This is a genomic window from Pseudoalteromonas agarivorans (genome assembly GCF_024518735.1).
In the GTDB taxonomy this organism is placed as follows: Bacteria; Pseudomonadota; Gammaproteobacteria; order Enterobacterales; family Alteromonadaceae; genus Pseudoalteromonas; species Pseudoalteromonas atlantica.
On the sequence record NZ_JANIGJ010000004.1, the window covers coordinates 38029 to 56657 of the forward strand.

At 38.7% G+C, this 18629-nt stretch carries 15 protein-coding genes; 8 read left to right on the top strand and 7 right to left on the bottom strand.

What is annotated here, in order from left to right:
- Positions 1 to 151: 151 nt before the first annotated feature.
- A complete protein-coding gene (locus NQT65_RS08725) occupies positions 152 to 1831 on the top strand; it encodes a cell surface protein (protein ID WP_256850970.1) in 1680 nt (559 codons plus the stop codon).
- Positions 1832 to 2177: 346 nt separating this feature from the next.
- Here the strand turns inward: NQT65_RS08725 and NQT65_RS08730 are convergent, their stop codons facing one another.
- From NQT65_RS08730 to NQT65_RS08740, 3 genes are all read right to left on the bottom strand, one after another.
- Positions 2178 to 2741: a hypothetical protein gene (locus tag NQT65_RS08730; protein WP_064385816.1), complete on the bottom strand. Its 564-nt coding sequence runs from the start codon at positions 2739 to 2741 to the stop codon at positions 2178 to 2180.
- Positions 2742 to 4552: 1811 nt separating this feature from the next.
- Entirely contained in the window at positions 4553 to 5758 is a 1206-nt protein-coding gene (locus NQT65_RS08735; protein WP_256850971.1) for a type II toxin-antitoxin system HipA family toxin, read from the bottom strand.
- Complete coding sequence (locus tag NQT65_RS08740) at positions 5748 to 6047, bottom strand: helix-turn-helix domain-containing protein (protein WP_004589614.1); 300 nt, start codon at positions 6045 to 6047, stop codon at positions 5748 to 5750. Before NQT65_RS08740 ends, NQT65_RS08735 begins: the two co-directional genes overlap by 11 nt.
- 340 nt (positions 6048 to 6387) lie before the next feature.
- On the opposite strand from NQT65_RS08740, the gene NQT65_RS08745 reads away from it, so the two are divergent.
- Positions 6388 to 8460: a DNA phosphorothioation-associated putative methyltransferase gene (locus tag NQT65_RS08745; protein ID WP_256850972.1), complete on the top strand. Its 2073-nt coding sequence runs from the start codon at positions 6388 to 6390 to the stop codon at positions 8458 to 8460.
- Between the two features lies 1 nt (position 8461).
- On the opposite strand, the gene NQT65_RS08750 is transcribed toward NQT65_RS08745, so the two are convergent.
- The 3 genes from NQT65_RS08750 to dndA are packed head-to-tail and all read right to left on the bottom strand — an operon-like array spanning position 8462 to position 10722.
- Complete coding sequence (locus tag NQT65_RS08750) at positions 8462 to 8779, bottom strand: hypothetical protein (protein WP_256850973.1); 318 nt, start codon at positions 8777 to 8779, stop codon at positions 8462 to 8464.
- Positions 8780 to 8809: 30 nt separating this feature from the next.
- Complete coding sequence (locus tag NQT65_RS08755) at positions 8810 to 9598, bottom strand: restriction endonuclease (protein WP_256850974.1); 789 nt, start codon at positions 9596 to 9598, stop codon at positions 8810 to 8812.
- Positions 9595 to 10722 carry a cysteine desulfurase DndA gene (dndA, locus tag NQT65_RS08760; protein ID WP_256850975.1) on the bottom strand — a complete coding sequence of 376 codons (1128 nt, stop codon included), beginning with the start codon at positions 10720 to 10722 and terminating at the stop codon, positions 9595 to 9597. The genes NQT65_RS08755 and dndA overlap by 4 nt, the downstream gene beginning before the upstream one ends.
- Positions 10723 to 10842: 120 nt before the next feature.
- Between dndA and dndB the strand changes: the two genes are divergently transcribed.
- Genes dndB through NQT65_RS08790 form a run of 6 tightly spaced genes read left to right on the top strand, consistent with a single transcriptional unit; the run spans position 10843 to position 17616 of the window.
- Positions 10843 to 11931, top strand: coding sequence for a DNA sulfur modification protein DndB (dndB, locus tag NQT65_RS08765; protein ID WP_256850976.1), 1089 nt, complete (start codon positions 10843 to 10845; stop codon positions 11929 to 11931).
- On the top strand, positions 11921 to 13588 hold the full coding sequence (dndC, locus tag NQT65_RS08770) for a DNA phosphorothioation system sulfurtransferase DndC (RefSeq protein ID WP_256850977.1): 1668 nt from the start codon (positions 11921 to 11923) through the stop codon (positions 13586 to 13588). The genes dndB and dndC overlap by 11 nt, the downstream gene beginning before the upstream one ends.
- The gene (gene dndD, locus NQT65_RS08775) at positions 13578 to 15536 is read left to right on the top strand and encodes a DNA sulfur modification protein DndD (RefSeq protein ID WP_256850978.1); all 1959 of its coding nucleotides are present in this window, start codon (positions 13578 to 13580) and stop codon (positions 15534 to 15536) included. The genes dndC and dndD overlap by 11 nt, the downstream gene beginning before the upstream one ends.
- Positions 15536 to 15889 carry a DNA sulfur modification protein DndE gene (dndE, locus tag NQT65_RS08780; RefSeq protein WP_256850979.1) on the top strand — a complete coding sequence of 118 codons (354 nt, stop codon included), beginning with the start codon at positions 15536 to 15538 and terminating at the stop codon, positions 15887 to 15889. Before dndD ends, dndE begins: the two co-directional genes overlap by 1 nt.
- A gap of 42 nt (positions 15890 to 15931) precedes the next feature.
- Positions 15932 to 16480: a hypothetical protein gene (locus NQT65_RS08785; RefSeq protein WP_256850980.1), complete on the top strand. Its 549-nt coding sequence runs from the start codon at positions 15932 to 15934 to the stop codon at positions 16478 to 16480.
- The gene (locus NQT65_RS08790) at positions 16477 to 17616 is read left to right on the top strand and encodes a DGQHR domain-containing protein (protein WP_256850981.1); all 1140 of its coding nucleotides are present in this window, start codon (positions 16477 to 16479) and stop codon (positions 17614 to 17616) included. The genes NQT65_RS08785 and NQT65_RS08790 overlap by 4 nt, the downstream gene beginning before the upstream one ends.
- 118 nt (positions 17617 to 17734) lie before the next feature.
- Here the strand turns inward: NQT65_RS08790 and NQT65_RS08795 are convergent, their stop codons facing one another.
- Positions 17735 to 18628 (bottom strand): hypothetical protein, encoded by an 894-nt coding sequence (locus NQT65_RS08795; RefSeq protein ID WP_256850982.1) that lies wholly within the window; start codon positions 18626 to 18628, stop codon positions 17735 to 17737.
- Position 18629 lies beyond the last annotated feature (1 nt).

Sequence of the window (18629 nt, forward strand, 5' to 3'; positions counted from 1 at the left end):
TATCTCACTAGGTTACAAACCTAACGCCGCGATTTAACCCCCTTAGATTGAACAAATTTTCAATCCACAAAGGTCAACACGCCCTTAGTGCCTAGATATATTTTAATTTTGCGCTTAAAATCAGACTATTGATACTTAAGCGCCGTGTTTTATGATTATTAGACTCTCTCAACTTATTTTTTGCTTTGCTTTATTTTACAGCAGCCAAAGTGCTGCCTATAACGAAGCCATGTGTATTTTAATTAAGCAAGAAATGCAGCAGTACAGTAATAATAAAGCCAGTGCCAAATACCGCAGCGCGGCACGCGATTTTAAAAGAAACTGTAATAAACCCAAGCAAGTACAAACAAAACCAAAACCAGTAGAGCCGCCAGTAGTTGAACAAGAGCCACAACCACTTGCCCTTACCCCCGAGCAAGAACAACAACTGCTTGAGCAAATAACTGCGGCCGAAAAAGCTATAAAACAAAGCGCAAGCAAAGCAACTACAAGCTCTCAGCCTACAAATCAAATAAGCCAGCAAAGCTCAGAAACTAACGAGCCAGAGTCTGCGCCAATTAATACAGTAAAGGATGCGCCAAGCACACCTAAGGGTGAACTTGAGTCTAATAACAGCGAGTTAATACCTACCACTAGCCAAGCGCAGCCGGTGGCCACTGAAACCGCCCCAAAAGCAGCGCCTAAAATAGAGCCTAAAAAAGAGCAGCCAACGGTTAATACAACGCCCAAACCCGCACCTGTACTTATACCTGCGCCAGTTGCAGAGCCACCAAGTTCATTATTGTTACCAAGTTTGCTACTGCTTATTGTGGTATTAATTGGCGCCATGGTGGTTATACGTTTACGCCGCGCTAAACAAAATAAGCCCGAGCCGCCTGTTGCTCCAACGGCTACAGCCCCAAAAAATAACAACAAAAGCGCAGAGCAAGCAGCACCACCCAAAACGGCACCAGCCCAAAGTGATGAGCTTTCAAAACCAGTTGTGCCACCGGTTTCGGCCCCGAGCGAGCCAGAGCCTGCAAGCTCTAATGCACCAATAAACGAGACAATTAACGAGCCATTGTCTGCCAATACGCAAGCCACAGAGGCTGAGCCAGAACAAGCTAAACCAGAAGAAGATGCACCGGCACCTGAACCTGAACCTAAAAAAGTAGCGCCAGAGCCAAACACCGCAGAGTTTGAAGCTGCCGCAAAAAATACATTAGCGCGTATTCAAAATGCAAAAGGCTTTGCAGAGCCCGAGGTAAGAGAGTTTAACCCAGACGCTCCTTCGGTTAAGCGCACGCGTAAGCACAAAGCCGTCGCAGTAGAACAGCCAAAAGCAGAGCCCGTTGAAGAAGTAAAACCACAAGAGTCTACTCTTATAAACGAACCGGCTGCGCCTAGTAACCCTATCAATGAGCCTAATACCAGCGCGCAGCTGCATACAGCCGATAAAAACAGCGAGCTTGATCAAACCACGTTAAATAGCGAACACGACTTTAAAGAGCCCGAAATTCGCACCTACAATCCAGATGCGCCTTTAAAACCAAGTAAAGAGCCTGCACAAGCTACAGTTTCAGCAAAACCAAATAACGAACCCACGTTAGATACGCCAATATCAACAGCTCACCAACCACAGCCAGCCCAAGAAAAGCCAGCGCAACCAGAGCCTGAAAGTACGCCCAAGCAAAGTGATTCTAGCAACCCATTTGCAAACCTTTCGCTAGATGAAAGCTGGGACCCAAATTCAGATAAAAAGCCCGTGATTGAGGAAAAAAAGAAAGCGCCTAAATCACAAGCCTTAATAGAGGCAGAAGAGCGCGCTAAAAACATGCAAACAAAAGAATAGCCGAGCAAATAAGCTCGATATTATTGCTCTATACAAATAATTTTTAACGCAGCAAATACGCTATTTAAAGATAAAACTGCCATTACTCAATTTCCAGCACAAAAAAGCGGCCACAAGGCCGCTTTGTCGTTTAAAAATATAGAGTTGTATTAATGCGCTTAATTAAGCGAGCTATTTTAAGTATGGATTTAAGACTGAGAAAACGTTTTATTGCTACAAAAAATGCCTTGTTTAGTTGTTAAAACTAACTAGTTGTACACTGCTGCACTTTTAGCATCTTTGTATTTGTAACACAGCTGCGCCAAGTTTGGCGGCTTAAAGTAATTAACTATAATTGCGCTTAGTATTATTCGGGGGGCATGTTTTTAATATTTAAATCGTATTGTAAAATACCATCGTTATTAACCGCTACACCCGCTAATTGCACAGAGTGATTAGCAAACTCTTCAGACGCCGATAAATGCGCTAACACGCCAGCTATATCCTCGTGTTTAGGTTGCCCGTCGGTTGCCACAATGCCTGCATTACAATCGTTTTGCTTACACTCAAAGCTGTATAAAAATAGCGACTTTTCAGCAAAGCTGCTTTGCACTTTATCTAAAAACACTTGCTCTGACTGTGCTAAATCAAGCGTACTTTGAATTTGAGCAGCGCTTTCTAGTTCAGAGTATTCACCCACCTCTTGGGGAGTAATCACAATTTGCTCGGTAAGTGCAGTGCCTTCTTTATTAGTTACATCGTGGCTACTTTGCATTGCTTGTATATCTACCACCAGAGGTTGAGCAGGCTGTACAGCCGTGGTGTTAGTTATTGAGTTGGGTAGATTATTTTGAGCCAAGGCGGTCAAATCGTTTTTAAACACGTACAAAGTTGCAGCAGTGATAGCGCATGCAATGAGTAATTTGTTCATAATACTTCCCTCCTTCAACCAATTTACGCAATACAATTAAGTGAAATGCTTTTTAAGTGTAGCCAATGTTAATATTATGTTTTGTTTGGGTGTGTACTGTCAATCTTTAATACTAGACAGTGCAAATTAAAAGAACAATTTTATCAATGTTAATATTTAATGAACCACTGGTAAGCTCAGCGCGCCACACTATAATGCTGGCAATAGCTACACGCTCATTTTGCAACCAAGCAGCACGTTATTTATTTGTAACAAACTGTAAAAAGCAACTCTTTTTATGACCACACCTCAACCAAAAAGTTTGCGTTTATTGTTACTAAAACTTAAATAAAATTACCCAAAGTAAATAACCGCATAATCAAAACCACACAGCAGTTTTAATTTGCTAAAAGATGCAAAGATTACATAAAGAAAGGCACTAACATGAAGGCGCGAAACTTGCTCGCACAAAATGACATGAGCGTACCTCGCGTTTGGTATGAAATTTTTCGCGGCATATAAAGCCGCTGCTACTAGTTAATTGCACCACAAAGGGCACAGAGGCGCTTCGCCTACACGGAGAAAACACAGGAATAAGTAAGTCACTTCTCCTGCTCTTCTCGGTGGTGACATAATCACTTTTGAACAGAACCAATGCGCGTCTACCACTAAATTAAAATACTGTTTTGTAGAGCGAATTCTTACTTATGTGATCATTTATTAAATCACTTATGCTCTAGCTCTAAAAGCGCAGCGTCTCTTAACCTCTTTGTGAATAATTGGCTTAACTTGTTTTTCACCACCGAGGGCACAGAGGCGCTTAGCGCTACACAGAGAAAATACGGGGGTTAATTGGTCACTTATCACTGGTGACATAATCACTTTTGAACAGAACCCAATGCGCGCCTACAAAGTTAAATTTTAAGCTGACGTGGATGTGTGGTGCGTAGGCGCGATTTTATATCGCGCATGTAGATACAAGACGTTGAGCTTGCTCACGTTAGAAACGCAGCTTCTCATTACTTAAAAAATTAACACCGTAAAAGCCCTGCTTTTAAACGAAAGCAATGCGCGTCGACAAGGTTACACCAAGCTTTGCTGTTAGCACTCGACGTAGGCGCGAAGCTTGCTCGCGCTCTGTATTTTTAGTTCCTTATATCGCGTTGGCGATGGCAACCAAGGGGCGAATACCTCCGTGCGCCCCTTGAAGCGCCCCGAGCATTTTCCTCAAAGCCGAAATAGATATGAACGTAACCGCCGTTTATTCGCCGTCCATGGCGAGGTCACGGCTTTAATTGCATTGCCTAAAGGGATTTAGGGACTTGGAATTTGTCGGGAACAAAACTCCGCCATGCAATCAATTACTCATCAATTAAGTCCTTTCGGGCAAAATGACGGGGGAATTGTCTTGGCATTAGCCTTTAAGTTTGTTGTTGGTATTACCATTATGTATATTAAAGTTAACTTTACGTTTTACCTTGGCCAGTAAGTTACCTAACTTATCTAGCTCGATTAACCATCATCTCAAAGCTTTATGATGCTACCCAAAAATAACGAACACAGTAAACAGCGGCTTGAAATTTTAATCAGCAATTACTTAAGTTTAAGCAAACCGGCCGCTATCAAGCTTACTTTTATGCGTTAGATAATGGCGTTTATCAGCCCACAAATAAAGCTCAGGCCGACTAATCTGGCGCTGGTTTAGAGCTACGAGCTAGGTTTTAGCAAAAGCCCGCTACCTCCTCATTTTTTCTTTATGGTACATAAAAGCGCCAACCAATAAATGAGCACTTAATCAGTCATTAACTATCTAATGAATGCTTAAATAACCTTTAACTTATATGAGGGATCACGCTTTCTAAGCGCTTTATGTCAATATCACTGATATTAGCAAAACGTTTAAAGTGCGTTGGCCACTGGCGAGTATAGCTTTCAACCTCTGCAATTATTTTTGTTGCTTGAGCCTTGTTGAGGCCAAAGCGTTTGGCTTGTGACAATAAATTATCGATACTAGCATATCGGCCATCATCACCAAGCCCTATGCCATGCTGCTTTGAGTTATTAATAGGGGTGATATCATAAGCGGGGCTCATACGCCACGTTTGCCCAGCAAAGTGATACAAAAATGCATGATTTCGGCTGTGATCATCGGTATTACCAATAAACACGTTAAATACCATTCGCTTGTAGAGCTCTGTAGCATCAGCAGCGAACTCACCTGTGTGGTGGCGAATAAATTCTGCCAGTTCACCGTAGCTATAGTATGTTGCTAAGTCGCTTATCGCGACTTTTGGTTTTTGTAATAAGCTGTTGGCGCTTAAAAAGTGATGAGTTGGTAAGTCATCGCTTACATCAAAACGTTCAACTAACAGAACATCGCCATTTTCTGTTTCATGAATACGGGTATTTGCAGTGCGAATCCCCAATTCATTAGCCATACGCATAGCGCCATGCTCAGCCCTAGCTAAATTAAACAAATCGTCTTGACGATTAAATTTTGCCAAATAAAGCTTATCATCAATTTTCACAGAGGTTTTAGGTCTTGCTCCCCCCATGCTTTGGCCAAATTCAAAGGCTTTTTTTGCTTCCTGTGAAATCGCTTTATTGGCGAGCAAATCGTCCTTTGCTTGATCTAACAAGGCTAAATCGGCTAATGTATTTTTATTCGCTTTATGTTTTGATGCGCTGCGCGACAAACTAAATACCAAGGCGCCAACACCATACCCAGACCCCGCGAGTAAAAATTCTAGCTCATTCTTTGGCTTGGTATTATGTAACGACAGTATAAGCTTACGCCCCCACGAATCAGCTCCCGCATCACTTAACACCCCAAACACACCTTTATTGGCAGAATAGCTAACTATGCCAGGCTGTAATGGTAAATGCAGCGGATCGAGCGCAAACGCATCAGAGCGCGCAAGGTAACTTTTACCATAATTAAACTCACCTCGGCCAGTTTGTGTATTTAACTTAAAAAAACCACAAATTATGGGGCTGTCTTCTAAACCGTCAATAAATACATAAGCTTCAGAAGTCATCGTTAATCACCTGAGTTTTATTGCTTTTACGCTGTCTTGCATTATAACCGCCCACATCTGCGGCTAGCTCGTTAATTTCATCCAGCAATGAGCCTTGCAATTGAAGAACAACAAGGGCTTCAAACAATATATCGCTTTTTACTACCTCTCCTTGTTCAAGCTTTTGTACCGTGGAGCGAGATACACCAATCATCTTAGCGAACGTGCTCTGGGTATAAAGTAAAGTACGATGCTGACGAATTAAATCACCCAATCGACGCGCCAACTTTAATGCTTGTTCAGATCTCATAAATGACTGCCTAATCGGTCATTAATAAACTAATGATTAGTTTAACGGTATTTAATATGATTGCAATATTATTTAAATAGAGACGTAATGAGTTTTGGGTAGCGGCATTCAAGTTTACCGTAGGGGCGAAGCTTGCTCGCGCTCTGTGTTTTTAGTTCCTTATATCGCGTTAGCGATGGCAACCAAGGGACGTTATTTTTCGAATAAGGTCTGCTATTACTTATTATTAATTCAACTTCAAGTATTGTCACAGCAGAGCGAACCTTGCGTTAGCCTTTAAATTTGTTGTTGGTATTACCGTTATGTATATTAAATTATTTTAAATGTTTGAGTAACTTTGATGGATACTAACTCTTCGCCAAAGCTAAGTTTTCTAAAATATCGCGCTTTCATAAAAAACCTTAAACATGGTAAATCACTACCAACTGCCATTTATTTACATAAAAGCTCATTACAAGAAGCACTAGCACCTGAATTATTAAGCTTTATAATAAATACAATAAACAGGCTTGATGTACAGCAAACTTGGAACATAATTAAACTTTACAAGCGTGATTTAAAATTTACCTTACTTAATTACCCAGATTTTGATGAATACGCATACCCCGCACTCCATACCAGTTATACAATGGAGGCAGATGAGCTAACAATAAAAACAACAAACTACAGTAGCTCAAATAATCCGCCTATTTTGCACCGTAAAGAAACTTTTGTACTACCAAGTTACCCGCTCTACCAAGTATTTAAAGATATTACCGACGAAGGTGAGCGAATAGGCCTGTACCAAAACACCAAGAGTATTGGTTTTAAACAGCAATGGGAAAACTCAATAAAGCGCAAAGGCTTTAAACTTGATGAGCAAGGCAGATTACACAAAGTAGCTGAGTTACCAGAGCCTATAGTTGAAAATGAAGCACAAACAATAAAGCGACATTTAACAGCTATAAATCGTGATAGGCTTTCTGCGCCTTTTCAAAAACTAGCAAAGTACGGTTATTTAAATGGTGATTATTCAATACTCGATTACGGCTGCGGCCTAGCCGATGACGCAACAGAACTAGAAGCACACGGGTTAAATATTAACGCATGGGACCCAGTACACAGGCCTAATGGAAATAAACAAAAAAGTGATATTGTTAATTTGGGCTTTGTACTCAATGTCATTGAAGATCAACAAGAGCGAAAAGACACATTAAAAGCAGCCTATCAGTACACACAAAAACTCCTTTTAGTATCAGTAATGCTTGCCAACGAAACGAAGCAAGAACACTTCAAACAATATAAAGACGGCGTAATCACTAAATGGAACACCTTTCAAAAATACTATAGCCAAGCCCAAATAAGAGCTTACATAGAGCAAGCCCTAAACGTTAAAACAATGGCGTTTGGGCAAGGTATTATCGCTATTTTTAAATGCCCACAATTAGAAGAGGCACATCATTTAGAGCTGCAATTTCAAAATTATAATTGGCAACATATAACCCAAAGGCCGCAGCCAAAAGATTTACCCAAAGCCCAGCAAAAAACCTTGTTTGAAAAACACAAAACTCTGCTTGATGATTTTTGGCAACATTGCCTGCACTTAGGCCGTTTACCTGCAAACGATGAGTTTGAACAAAGCGCAACATTGCGTAAATACTTTGCCAGCCACAACAAAGCATTTAGCTTGCTGCAAAATTACTATCAACAAAATGAATTTGAGCAAGCGAAACAAAAACGAAAACATGATTTACTGGTTTATTTTGCACTTAGCCTATTTGGTAAACGTCAAGCTAAAAGCCATATGCCTGCAAGGCTGACGCGAGATTTAAAAGTACATTTTAGTGACTATAACCAAGCATTAGAGCAAGCAAAGCAACTGCTTTTCTCGATTGCAGACCCCGCTAATATTGGCAATTACTGTTACCAAGCCTTTGAGCAAATTCAGCTCGGTGAGTTACACGACAACCACTCATACATTTTACCCACTCGTTACTTAAACCAACTCCCCGCGATACTGCGTGTTTACATAGGCTGTGCGGTGCAATTGTATGGCGATATTGACGACGTAGATTTAATAAAAATACACATGCGTTCAGGCAAAGTGACATTTTTAAAATACGATGACTTTAATAAAAAGCTGCCACTGCTCACTGAGCGAATAAAAGTAAAAATGCTAGAGCAAGATATAGACTACTTTTACTACGGCGATGCTTACCCCTACCAGCCCTTTTATAACAAAGTAGATTATTTACAAAAAGACAGTAGCGAATACAAAAGCCAACAACGCTTTGATAAAAAGTTAGCTGATATGCTCAAAGGGGTAGACAAAGCAGAGTGGCCTAACTGGCCTATTTTACTTAAGGTGTTTGACTATTGGGGTGTGGAATTAAATGGGGATAGGTTTTTTGGTGCTAAAAAACCTAATTCCTAGACTATATTGTAGTTAACTTAAAGTCTTGATTGCCAAGGTACTCTACCCCTACCTCAGAAGGAAAGCCACTTTTCCAATGGTTTAATTTATTTTCAATTAACCATAGTCCTATTTGTGGATTTCGCAGCTCATTACACTTATTCCAAAAGCCTGGTGTAATATCAACTTTAAAGGAGTGATTATTAGTTTTGATTAATACGTGTCTCCATTGCTCACTAAAAATATTTTCTTTAATTTCTTTTGGGATTCTTATGCCAAAACCAGCACCAGTAATGTTATTAGGCTTTCCCGAGCTCCAAACCGTTGTCTTAAAAAACATATTTATTCCTTGAGTTTTCGTGTATCAAATTCAAACTAAATCAATCTCAAAATCATAAATTGGAATATTACTTCTTGTTACTCCAATTTCGCGGTCAATCATTATCTCAGCAAGTGTTTGCCCGTCAATTAACACAATAGGCACACAACCTCTCTTGAAGGCTATATCTTGAGCTTCTTTTGTAAATTCACTAGTGGTTATAAAAATACCTTGCTGGTACTCGCCCTGAATGTCCCCCCTAAACTGTGAAATATCAGGACGCGACACTTTATTAGTACGCTTATAACGTTTGCATTGAGCTGCAACATGCAATTGTGAAATTCCCACTTCTAAGTAACCGTGAGCATCTATTCCGCCGTCACGGCCGCGTTGAGTCACTATCATATCCTCGAATCCATACCTATCTAAGAACCGCTGGCAGAATAGTTCAAATTCTTCAGGTTCTAAGCTATATAGATGATCAATAATATGATTAATTGTTGTCTGTTTCAGTTTTTTGGCAAGCTCTTTAACTAAACTCAAATTATCTAAAGCATTTTCTGCTATTTGCTCGGGTACTAGAGCTTTTTGCTTATAGGTTACTAACGAATACAGGCCTTTTTCATCTTTTATAAAAAATTTATTTTTTGCTTCGCAAGACCACGATGTTTGCTCACAATGTCTTTCTATTTGAACTCGCAAAACAGCAAGTGGATCTTTTGCACCGAACTTATAAAGAGAGCGCTCTAAAACTTTCGCATATATTTGCTTTATTGAACTCGGTTTACTTAATAGACGAAGGGCTTCAGTGGCTGCTTCCACTATTGTCATTTTTGTCATAATTTAAGCTGTTTCAACTTCTCAATTATTTCTGTAATAGGCAATGACTCTGTCATATGCCCCCATGAGACTCTTATAGCACCAGCAATACGTTTCTCATCTAGCTTCATTGCGGTTAAAACATGTGAAGGCGTATAACTTGATGATGTACATGCCGAGCCATTAGATACAGCCGCTATTCCCTTTAACATAACCATAGCAGCCTCAGAATTAACACCCGGAACTGAAAAATTAAGTACAAATGGAGATGTATTTTCACCGTTGTATTGCGCATCAAGTGTGTTCAATGCTTGAATCAATTCATCTTTTAAGTTTTGTGCTTGCTGTTGCCATAAAACGGCATTTTTTTGAGCAATCTCACACGCTAAACCAAAACCTGCAATAAGTGAAACGGCTAAAGTTCCAGGTCGCAGCCCTTTCTCTTGCCCGCCACCAAACATTATTGGTTTAAGTGGTGGCTTTAAAAAGCCACGCTTTCTCATTATTAACGCACCAATACCTTTGGGAGCATACACTTTATGCCCACTTGCACTTATTAAGTCTACTCGATCATTTTTTAAATCATCACTTAATTTGCCAAAGCTTTGCGCTGCATCAATATGTAAGTAAGCCTCATGAAGTTCAAGCGCATCACAAATTTCATTAATAGGTTGAATAGAACCCGTTTCATTATTTACGTGCATTATTGATACTAGCAAGGTGTCTTCTTGAAGAAGGTTCTTAAGTTGTGCAGGGTTTACAATGCCACTCTCATCAACTTCTAAATAACTTATAGTAAAACCGTTTTTCTCTAAGTGCTCAATTGGCTCTAAAACAGCTTTATGCTCTATTCGAGTTGTGATGATATGCTTTTTATTATTCGCTGCACCAAACTCTTTTAAGCCTAAAATAGCAATATTATTACTTTCAGTTGCACCACTAGTAAAAATCACTTCTGATTTATCCGCGTCAACTACATCTGCAACTTGCTTGCGTGCCCGCTCAACGGTTTTTTTAGCACTTGCACCAAATTCATGAGTACGGCTGCCAGCATTGCCAAATTCTTCAACCATTAATTTATATACTAAGTCCGCAACTTCTTTTGACACTGGAGATGTTGCGTTCATATCAAGATAAATAGACAAGTTAGCTCCTTTTTAATTTTTACACGAGACTTTATACAGAAGATGATTTAGAATGTCTCAATTAATTTGTACGTACGTACAAAGTTAAAAAGCGTACGAACTTTTTTAAAGATTTTTATTATGAACCAAATTATATCTGGAATCTCTTTCCCAGCCATTCGTGGAATACAAGCAGAAAAAGAGTATTACACTGTTATGTGTCCTCTTAAGAGGTTAAAACGAATATTTACGTTTGATGAAACCAATTTATTGCCAGAAGATCGGGCACAGAGAAGCTTAAATCCAAATCGCATTCCTCAGATCAGTAGTTATATTCGTTCAAATCGAGACGACTATACCTTTTCGTCTTTAACAGCTTGTATTGCTGGTGAGTGCTCTTTTCTCCCCACAGAAGAGGAAGGTCCAGGTAGAAATATTGGTACATTATTAGTTGATGAAGACGCTGAATTCTACATTACTGATGGGCAACATAGAACTGCTGCAATTAAAGATGCCCTAGAAAAAGACCCAACTCTAGAAAATGAGCATATATCAGTTGTTTTTTATGTAGGTAAAACATTACAACAAAGACAAAAGATATTTCGTGATTTGAATTTATTTCCAGTCAAAACAGGTAAGTCTTACGGTGTTTTATTTGGTAATTCTCCACAAGAACAATTAACCAATATAGTTGCAAAGCAGTGCAATTTCTTCAATGGGGTAATTAGCTTTGAAGATGGTAATTTAGGCCCTCGCTCTTCAAAGCTGTTTAAGCATAGCTCATTGCATGCTGCAAATATGGAGCTATTTCCAAATGTAAATGAGGATAACTTGCAAACTTGTATTAAAAAAGCAGTCGAATATTGGGACTGTGTTGCTGCAAATTTAAATACTTGGACGCTTGCAAAAAATCATGAAATGCCAGCAAATGACCGAAAAGAATATGTGAACTTTTCTGCAATTGTTCTTAAATGCTTAGGAATGATAGGCCGTGAATTATTAGCACAGAAAAGCTATAAACAAACATTAAAGAAATTAAAAAAAATAGACTGGCGACGGACAAACAAGAGTAATTGGGAAGGACGCTGTATCAGTCAAGGGCGAATGATGCATAACAATAGCGCCGCTTTATTAACTATCGCTACTATTAAAACGCAACTAAACATGGCACTTTCTTTGAAAGAAAAAACTGAAGAAACAAAATTCATAGAGGAACGAAATGGCTACTGATAACGATGTACAGTTCCATTCGGCCTTTGGCGAAACTGGCTTAAAAAGCTCTATTCGCCAAAGCATCGATCATATAAAAATGCTTTATCAAAGTGACTCAATCCCATGGGTAATTGGTTACAGCGGCGGTAAAGACTCAACGGCAATACTACAATTAACTTGGTATGCCTTGCAGGAGTTGGCGCAAGAAGGTAAATGCGAGAAAAAAGTACATGTAATCAGTACAGATACCCTTGTAGAAAACCCAATTGTAGCAATGTGGGTAGGTAAATCTCTGCAGCGCATGAAAGAGCAAGCAGACGAACAAGACTTACCAATTGTTCCTCATCGCTTAACTCCAGCAGTTAAAGACCGTTTTTGGGTTAACCTAATAGGTAAAGGTTACCCAGCCCCTCGTTATAAATTTCGCTGGTGTACAGATCGTTTAAAAATATCCCCATCGAATACGTTTATACAAAACATGGCTGATAAAAATGGCGAAGCTATTTTAGTACTCGGAACACGTAAAGCCGAAAGTACAGCGCGTGCAGCAAGTATGGAGCGCTTTGAAAGCTCAACTACCAATACGCGTAAGGCGCTTGGCTTGACCGAAAACGGTTCACTTGAGCGAGTATGGGTTTACACCCCTATTGCTAGCTGGAGTAACGACGATGTTTGGGTATACCTAAACAGCGTAGATAACCCATGGCACTTCCCTAATCACGATTTAATGGGGATGTATCAAGGTGCAACAGAAGGTGGTGAGTGCCCACTTGTTGTTGATAAATCAACGCAAAGTTGTGGCGATAGCCGCTTTGGCTGTTACGTGTGCACTATGGTATCTGAAGATAAATCAATGAATGCCATGATCTCAAATGATGAAGAAAAAGAGTGGATGTATCCTCTTGTAGCACTTCGCAATGAGATTGAAGTAAACGATGCCAACCGCGCTAAAAAAATTGAAAAATTAACTCGCGATAAAGCTAATCGTGACTTCAGACGCATGAATGGCACTCTAACAGTGCATGTATCTAAACACGGGGCAGATTTAGTGCCTGGCCCTTATATTCAATCTTTTAGAGAGCATTTACTAGGCAAAGTATTAGAAGCACAACAAGCTGTACAACAACTTGGGCCTGAAGAAGTTAAAGATCTTGAATTACTACCACTTGAAGATTTAGAAGAAATTCGTCGAATTTGGCTAGAAGAAAAGCACGAAGCAGAAGACAGCGTGCCAAAAATTTATCAAAAAGTACTTAAAAAAGAATACCCAGGTAAGCAACGCGCTCACCACCCTATTCTCAATTTAGACGTACTTAATAAATTAAAAGCACATTGCCAAGAGCAAGGCGACGAAGACGGTTTGCTATACCAACAAATGCGCTCAGTAATGAGCATTGCTAATAAGCATAAAAACCAGTTACGCAGAGCCAAACTCTCTGACGAGCTTGCACAAAGCCTCGATAAAGGCGCATTTAATAATTTATTCGAAGCAAAGCAATTTGCATTAGAGCGCGAACGTCACCGCTTACAAATACAACTAAATAATTCTCCTAATTTAACTGAAGATGATAAAGCTGCAATTCAAGAAAAAATCATCATGGTAACTAAGTCGATAAAAGAACAAGGCTACAGCTCACTGCTTATCGATTTTGAAGAGGTACACGATGATAATTAAACAACTTACCCTTGAGAACTTTGGTATTTATCAAGGGCGACACGAAGTCGATTTAACCACAGCAAAAGATAAACCTATTATTTTATTTGGTGGTTTAAACGGCGGTGGTAAAACAACTTTTTTAGATGCATTGCAACTCGTGCTTTATGGTAAACATGCAAAGTGTTCTAACCGTGGGCATCAGTCTTATAGTAGCTTTTTAAGCAGCACCAAGAATCGCTATGTTGGCGATCACGATACTGTTGAAATTTCACTTACTTTTACGCACACAACCGATACCACAACCAAAGAGTTTGTTGTTGTACGTAATTGGAAAACCAACACAAAAGACGTAAAAGACAAAGTAACGGTTTACTGTAATAAAGAAGAAGACAGCCACTTAAGCCAATACTGGGATGAGTTTGTAAATGAGTTTATTCCACTTAGCCTTTCCGACCTATTCTTTTTTGATGGCGAAAAAATCGAAAACCTGGCACACCCAGACAGAAGCGCCGATTTAATAAAAACGGGTATTGAAAACTTACTTGGGCTAGACCTTCTTTCGCAACTGCATATCGATTTAAATAACGTTGAGCGTAAGCGTAAAAGCGATAATTTAGAAAGCAGCGTAATTGCCAAAGTTGAAGCGCTAGAGGCTGAGATTGGCGACCAATCAACACTTGTTTCAAATCTTAAAACAGAAATAGCTGGTATCGAAAAGCGCGCAAGCGATACTAATTTAAACATTAATAAAGCCCGCCAAAAGGTACGCTCTGCGGGCGCTCACTTAATTGAAGAGCGCGACTCTATTAAATTTGAACTCGGTGCTATTGAAGAAAAGCTCAAAGCCAATTTAGCCGAGCGCGTAAAATTGGATGCCGGGTGCGGACCGCTTGGCTTAATACCTAATTTAATAGCAAGTACAAAAGCACAAATTAAGAAAGAAGAGCAAGCAGTACAAGCGAATGTTATTCAAAGTGCTATTACAGAGTACGAAGCTACAATTACCCAAACGCTAATTAACGAAAATGTGCCACAAAACGCACTTAAAGCGCTTAATGATAAAATGACTAGTTTGGCTAAAGAGCGTGAAGAGCTCGCAAGTACAGAGTGCTACATTGGCAGTAATGGGGCCATTTTTAATGGACTTGATGAAAAAATTGCGCAAGATAAGTTAGAGCGAGAGACCTTGCTAAAAGCGCGCGAAGACCTTCTAGAGCAGCAAGCATTGTTTGATAAAAAGTTAGAGTCGATCCCCGATTACGAAACTGTGCAACATTTATTGAGTGAACTTGCAGGGCTTGAAGCTGAGCTTAAAAACGACTTTGTTTTAATTAAGCAAAAGAAGCAGTTGTTACAGCAGGCACAAGCGCGTGACGAAGTGCTAAACACTCGCTATGCAAACTTGCTAACTCAGCAAAGCAAAGATACGTTCGAGCAAAAGCGCTCAATTCAAGTGGCTGAACATATTGGTAAACTCAAAAATACCATGAAGTCATTTGCGGATGAGTTAATACGTGAAAATGTAACAGGGCTTGAAGAGCACATTGCCGCTAAGTTTTTTGATCTTTCCCGTAAAAACAACTTAATTACCGGCGTTAAAATTTGCCCTGATTCATTTAAACTTACATTACTCGATACGAATAAAAACCCTATGTCGCCAAGCCGCTTATCGGCCGGTGAAAGGCAGTTACTCGCTATCGCTATTTTATGGGGTTTGGCTGAAGCATCAGGCAAAGAAATCCCCACTGTTATCGATACACCACTTGGGCGTTTAGATGGTAAACACCGTACTAAGCTTATTAATAACTACTTCCCTAAAGCGTCAAGCCAAGTGATTTTATTATCTACGGACGAAGAAATAACTGGTCAATATTACACGCAATTAAAACCTGCTATTTGTCGTGAATATCACATTAGTTACAACGAGCAAGAACAAACCTCAACCTTTACTGAGGGGTACTTTTAATGAATACCACACTTCATACAATTGACTCTATTAAGCTCTCTGAAAAACAAAAGCAGCAGCTTGTTCGCCTTAAAAGTAAAACAGGCATCGAAAACTGGAATGTATTATGCCGTTGGGCACTGTGTATGTCGCTCACTGAAGATTCAATTCCACCTGTTGAAGAAATTCCATCAGACAGTAACGTAGAAATGAGCTGGAAAGTGTTTGCAGGCGAATATGCTGATGTATATTTAGCGGTGTTGCGTGAAGCTTATCAAAAACAAAGTGCACACCTAGAAGGTGTGCACTTTGGGGATTTTGTTAAACTGCACCTGAATCGAGGATTGTCTTTTTATAACATTACAGTTTTATGATAAAATTTTAACTTTAGTAAGCCAATGTTCAAGGATTGACTCTTGCCTATTCATTTAAATCACGAATATACACCAGAGGACCTTTATGGGATGCCTCAGGATCAAATTGATAGAGTGCAAAACCTTTTACAATACCAGAAAGGTTTTTCACTGGCTCCACATTACTACCATAGATATGTCGATGAAATACCTAACTTAGATTGGCATTCTTGTTCATTTTATGACCCAGATGCAGTAATACCAGAGCAAAAAGGCATATATGCATTTTCAATACAATTTAATAATGGGAACCTTCCAAATAATTCATATGTTATGTACATAGGTAAAGGTGGCGAAATAGGGAATAATAGCTCGATAAAAGCCCGTTATAATAGCTATGTGGCTTATGAAGAAGGAAGGCAATTTAAGCTAAAATTTAACACTTTTTTTAAAATGTGGAAGCATCATATTATCTTTAGTTATGCTATTTTACCTGAAGGAGTCTCTCCAGGTGAAGTTGAAAAAAAATTGAATAATATTTTACAGCCACCTCTTAGCATAAATGACTACAGCGCAGAAGTTAAATTAGATCGAATCGGAGCCAATATATGAAGAACCTTATGATACCTTGCTTGAAAGGGAAGATTGGCTCTTGGTTTACTTATACCTCTTTAATGACTTTTGAAGAAATTGCTAACCTAATTCATTTTGCAGATGACTTACACAAAATAAAAAAACTTTCACAAATGATCCAAAGAAGGATTAAGAATGAAAGAGCTACTGATATTGCAAGCTATATTAACAACAATAAAGATCACTTTTTTAACTCTCTTGTTATCGGTATTTATGAAGGAGATCCAACCTGGCATGAATTTGATTTAATTAAATCGAACTCAGAAAAACCAAAGGACGTTATAATACCGGAATACGCCAGTAACTGTTTCGGATACTTGTCACTTACGCAAAAAGAGAAAATGTTTGCTCTAGATGGGCAGCATCGTTTAGCAGGAATAAAGCAAGCATTAATTGACGATGATAAAAATAAGTTTGAAACTTTACCTGTTGTTATTGTGTCACACAAAAACACTCCAGAAGGATTAATTAAATCTAGAAGGCTATTTACTACACTTAATAAAAAAGCAGAATTAGTTAAAACAGAATCAATAATCGCTCTCGATGAAGACGATATTTGTGCTTGCGTTACCCGTGATATTATTGAAAAGAGCGAATATTTTAATGAAGAAAATATTTCTTTTACAACCAGAAATTTAAGTGACAAAAAACATATAACCACCATTGGTGCAATTTACAAAAACATACAAGAACTTGCGGCATTTTACTTCAAAGAACCTTTAACCAGGGTTGACCAAATTAAGTATTCAGAGGGTAATCGCAAAGAATTATTTAATTTTGCAGACGAGTTTTATACAGCAACCATTAAGCACTCCCCTGAGCTACAGGAGGCAATAAATGAAAGTGATTTCCATGCAGTAGTAGCAAAATATAGAGCTAATGATGGTAATGATCATTTGCTATTTCGCCCACTCGGTTGGGATGTTTTTACGCAAGCTTTTATTGCACTCATGAAAAAAGGTATTACTATAAATGGTGCTGTTAATCAGCTCACAAATAAAAGCCTTATCATGTCAGATAGTCCTTTTATAAATAAAATTTGGACAAAAAAGAACACGATTAAAGATTTGGATTCAGATAGTAGAAAGAACCTTTTAAAAAGTATGACAAGTTAAGGCTCGTATTTAATAAATAAGCGATTCACTATAGCGGCTGGAAGAAAAGCGCTTTTACCTAGCCGTTAGAGGGTCGAGTCGGGGGTAAAAATTTTCCCAACTCAACCTTACCTAGATATCAACGGTTGCTCTTTTGAATTAATTTATCACTTAAATCTTTCATCGATTGCCGCAATATAGCTTCTATATATATAATTGAAAACACTCCATTTTGCTTTTGACTAAGCTTTTTATAGTTTTGTGGCCAAGACATAATATTTAGTCTTCCACTTTCTTTTAAATACGTTTCTATATTGGAGACTTCAGAGCAAAACTCCGAATCATATGCATTAGGATAAGAATAATTCCACTCATTCCGTACTGCATTAGGGGTTAATATTGTTGTACTTTGAGTATTTAATATACTTTTCAATAATCTGTACACAGTAACCTTTGTTTCTCTAATGTCATTAACATTATGATAATTAATTATTTTCAATACACTTTTCCATGCTAAGTCATGAGGAGGTGAGCTTGCTCTAAACTTAATAGTGACATAGTCTTGAGTATCAGTAATTACAGTGCCTTCATAATTTTTATTTTCTAATTTATCTCCGTTTCCTGCATCTGCATGCGACAATATCGCATCACAATGACTTTTTTTTAGGAAAATATTATATGAACCAGATAGCCTCGATAGTTCAACTGCAGAATAATATGCAGAATAATAAGCACTAACTATTAGCCATGAAGTTGGGATGTTTTTAACTTCATCAGATAATAAAAAGCGAGACTGCTCGTTTACTTTTTGAAGTGAAAATATAAAGTTAGTAGCTAAAGTCTTAAAGTAAATATTTTCGGGAATTTTCACTTCAAACTCTGTAGAACTAAATAAATTTACCTGACAGTTTAACCCACTTAGCAAAATTTCTTTAAATACCCCCTTTGAGTCAGGTTTATCTATATTTTGCGCTTTATAGTCAAGTTCACTCAGGTGCCCTAAGACAGCATCTTTTATAAAAGAAACAGGCATG

Excerpts from the sequence above, each read along its gene's own strand:
- NQT65_RS08725 (WP_256850970.1), top strand. The coding sequence starts at position 152 with ATGATTATTAGACTCTCTCAACTTATTTTTTGCTTTGCTTTATTTTAC.
- NQT65_RS08730 (WP_064385816.1), bottom strand. The coding sequence starts at position 2,741 with ATGAACAAATTACTCATTGCATGCGCTATCACTGCTGCAACTTTGTAC.
- NQT65_RS08735 (WP_256850971.1), bottom strand. The coding sequence starts at position 5,758 with ATGACTTCTGAAGCTTATGTATTTATTGACGGTTTAGAAGACAGCCCC.
- NQT65_RS08740 (WP_004589614.1), bottom strand. The coding sequence starts at position 6,047 with ATGAGATCTGAACAAGCATTAAAGTTGGCGCGTCGATTGGGTGATTTA.
- NQT65_RS08745 (WP_256850972.1), top strand. The coding sequence starts at position 6,388 with ATGGATACTAACTCTTCGCCAAAGCTAAGTTTTCTAAAATATCGCGCT.
- NQT65_RS08750 (WP_256850973.1), bottom strand. The coding sequence starts at position 8,779 with ATGTTTTTTAAGACAACGGTTTGGAGCTCGGGAAAGCCTAATAACATT.
- NQT65_RS08755 (WP_256850974.1), bottom strand. The coding sequence starts at position 9,598 with ATGACAAAAATGACAATAGTGGAAGCAGCCACTGAAGCCCTTCGTCTA.
- dndB (WP_256850976.1), top strand. The coding sequence starts at position 10,843 with ATGAACCAAATTATATCTGGAATCTCTTTCCCAGCCATTCGTGGAATA.
- dndC (WP_256850977.1), top strand. The coding sequence starts at position 11,921 with ATGGCTACTGATAACGATGTACAGTTCCATTCGGCCTTTGGCGAAACT.
- dndD (WP_256850978.1), top strand. The coding sequence starts at position 13,578 with ATGATAATTAAACAACTTACCCTTGAGAACTTTGGTATTTATCAAGGG.
- dndE (WP_256850979.1), top strand. The coding sequence starts at position 15,536 with ATGAATACCACACTTCATACAATTGACTCTATTAAGCTCTCTGAAAAA.
- NQT65_RS08790 (WP_256850981.1), top strand. The coding sequence starts at position 16,477 with ATGAAGAACCTTATGATACCTTGCTTGAAAGGGAAGATTGGCTCTTGG.
- NQT65_RS08795 (WP_256850982.1), bottom strand. The coding sequence starts at position 18,628 with ATGCCTGTTTCTTTTATAAAAGATGCTGTCTTAGGGCACCTGAGTGAA.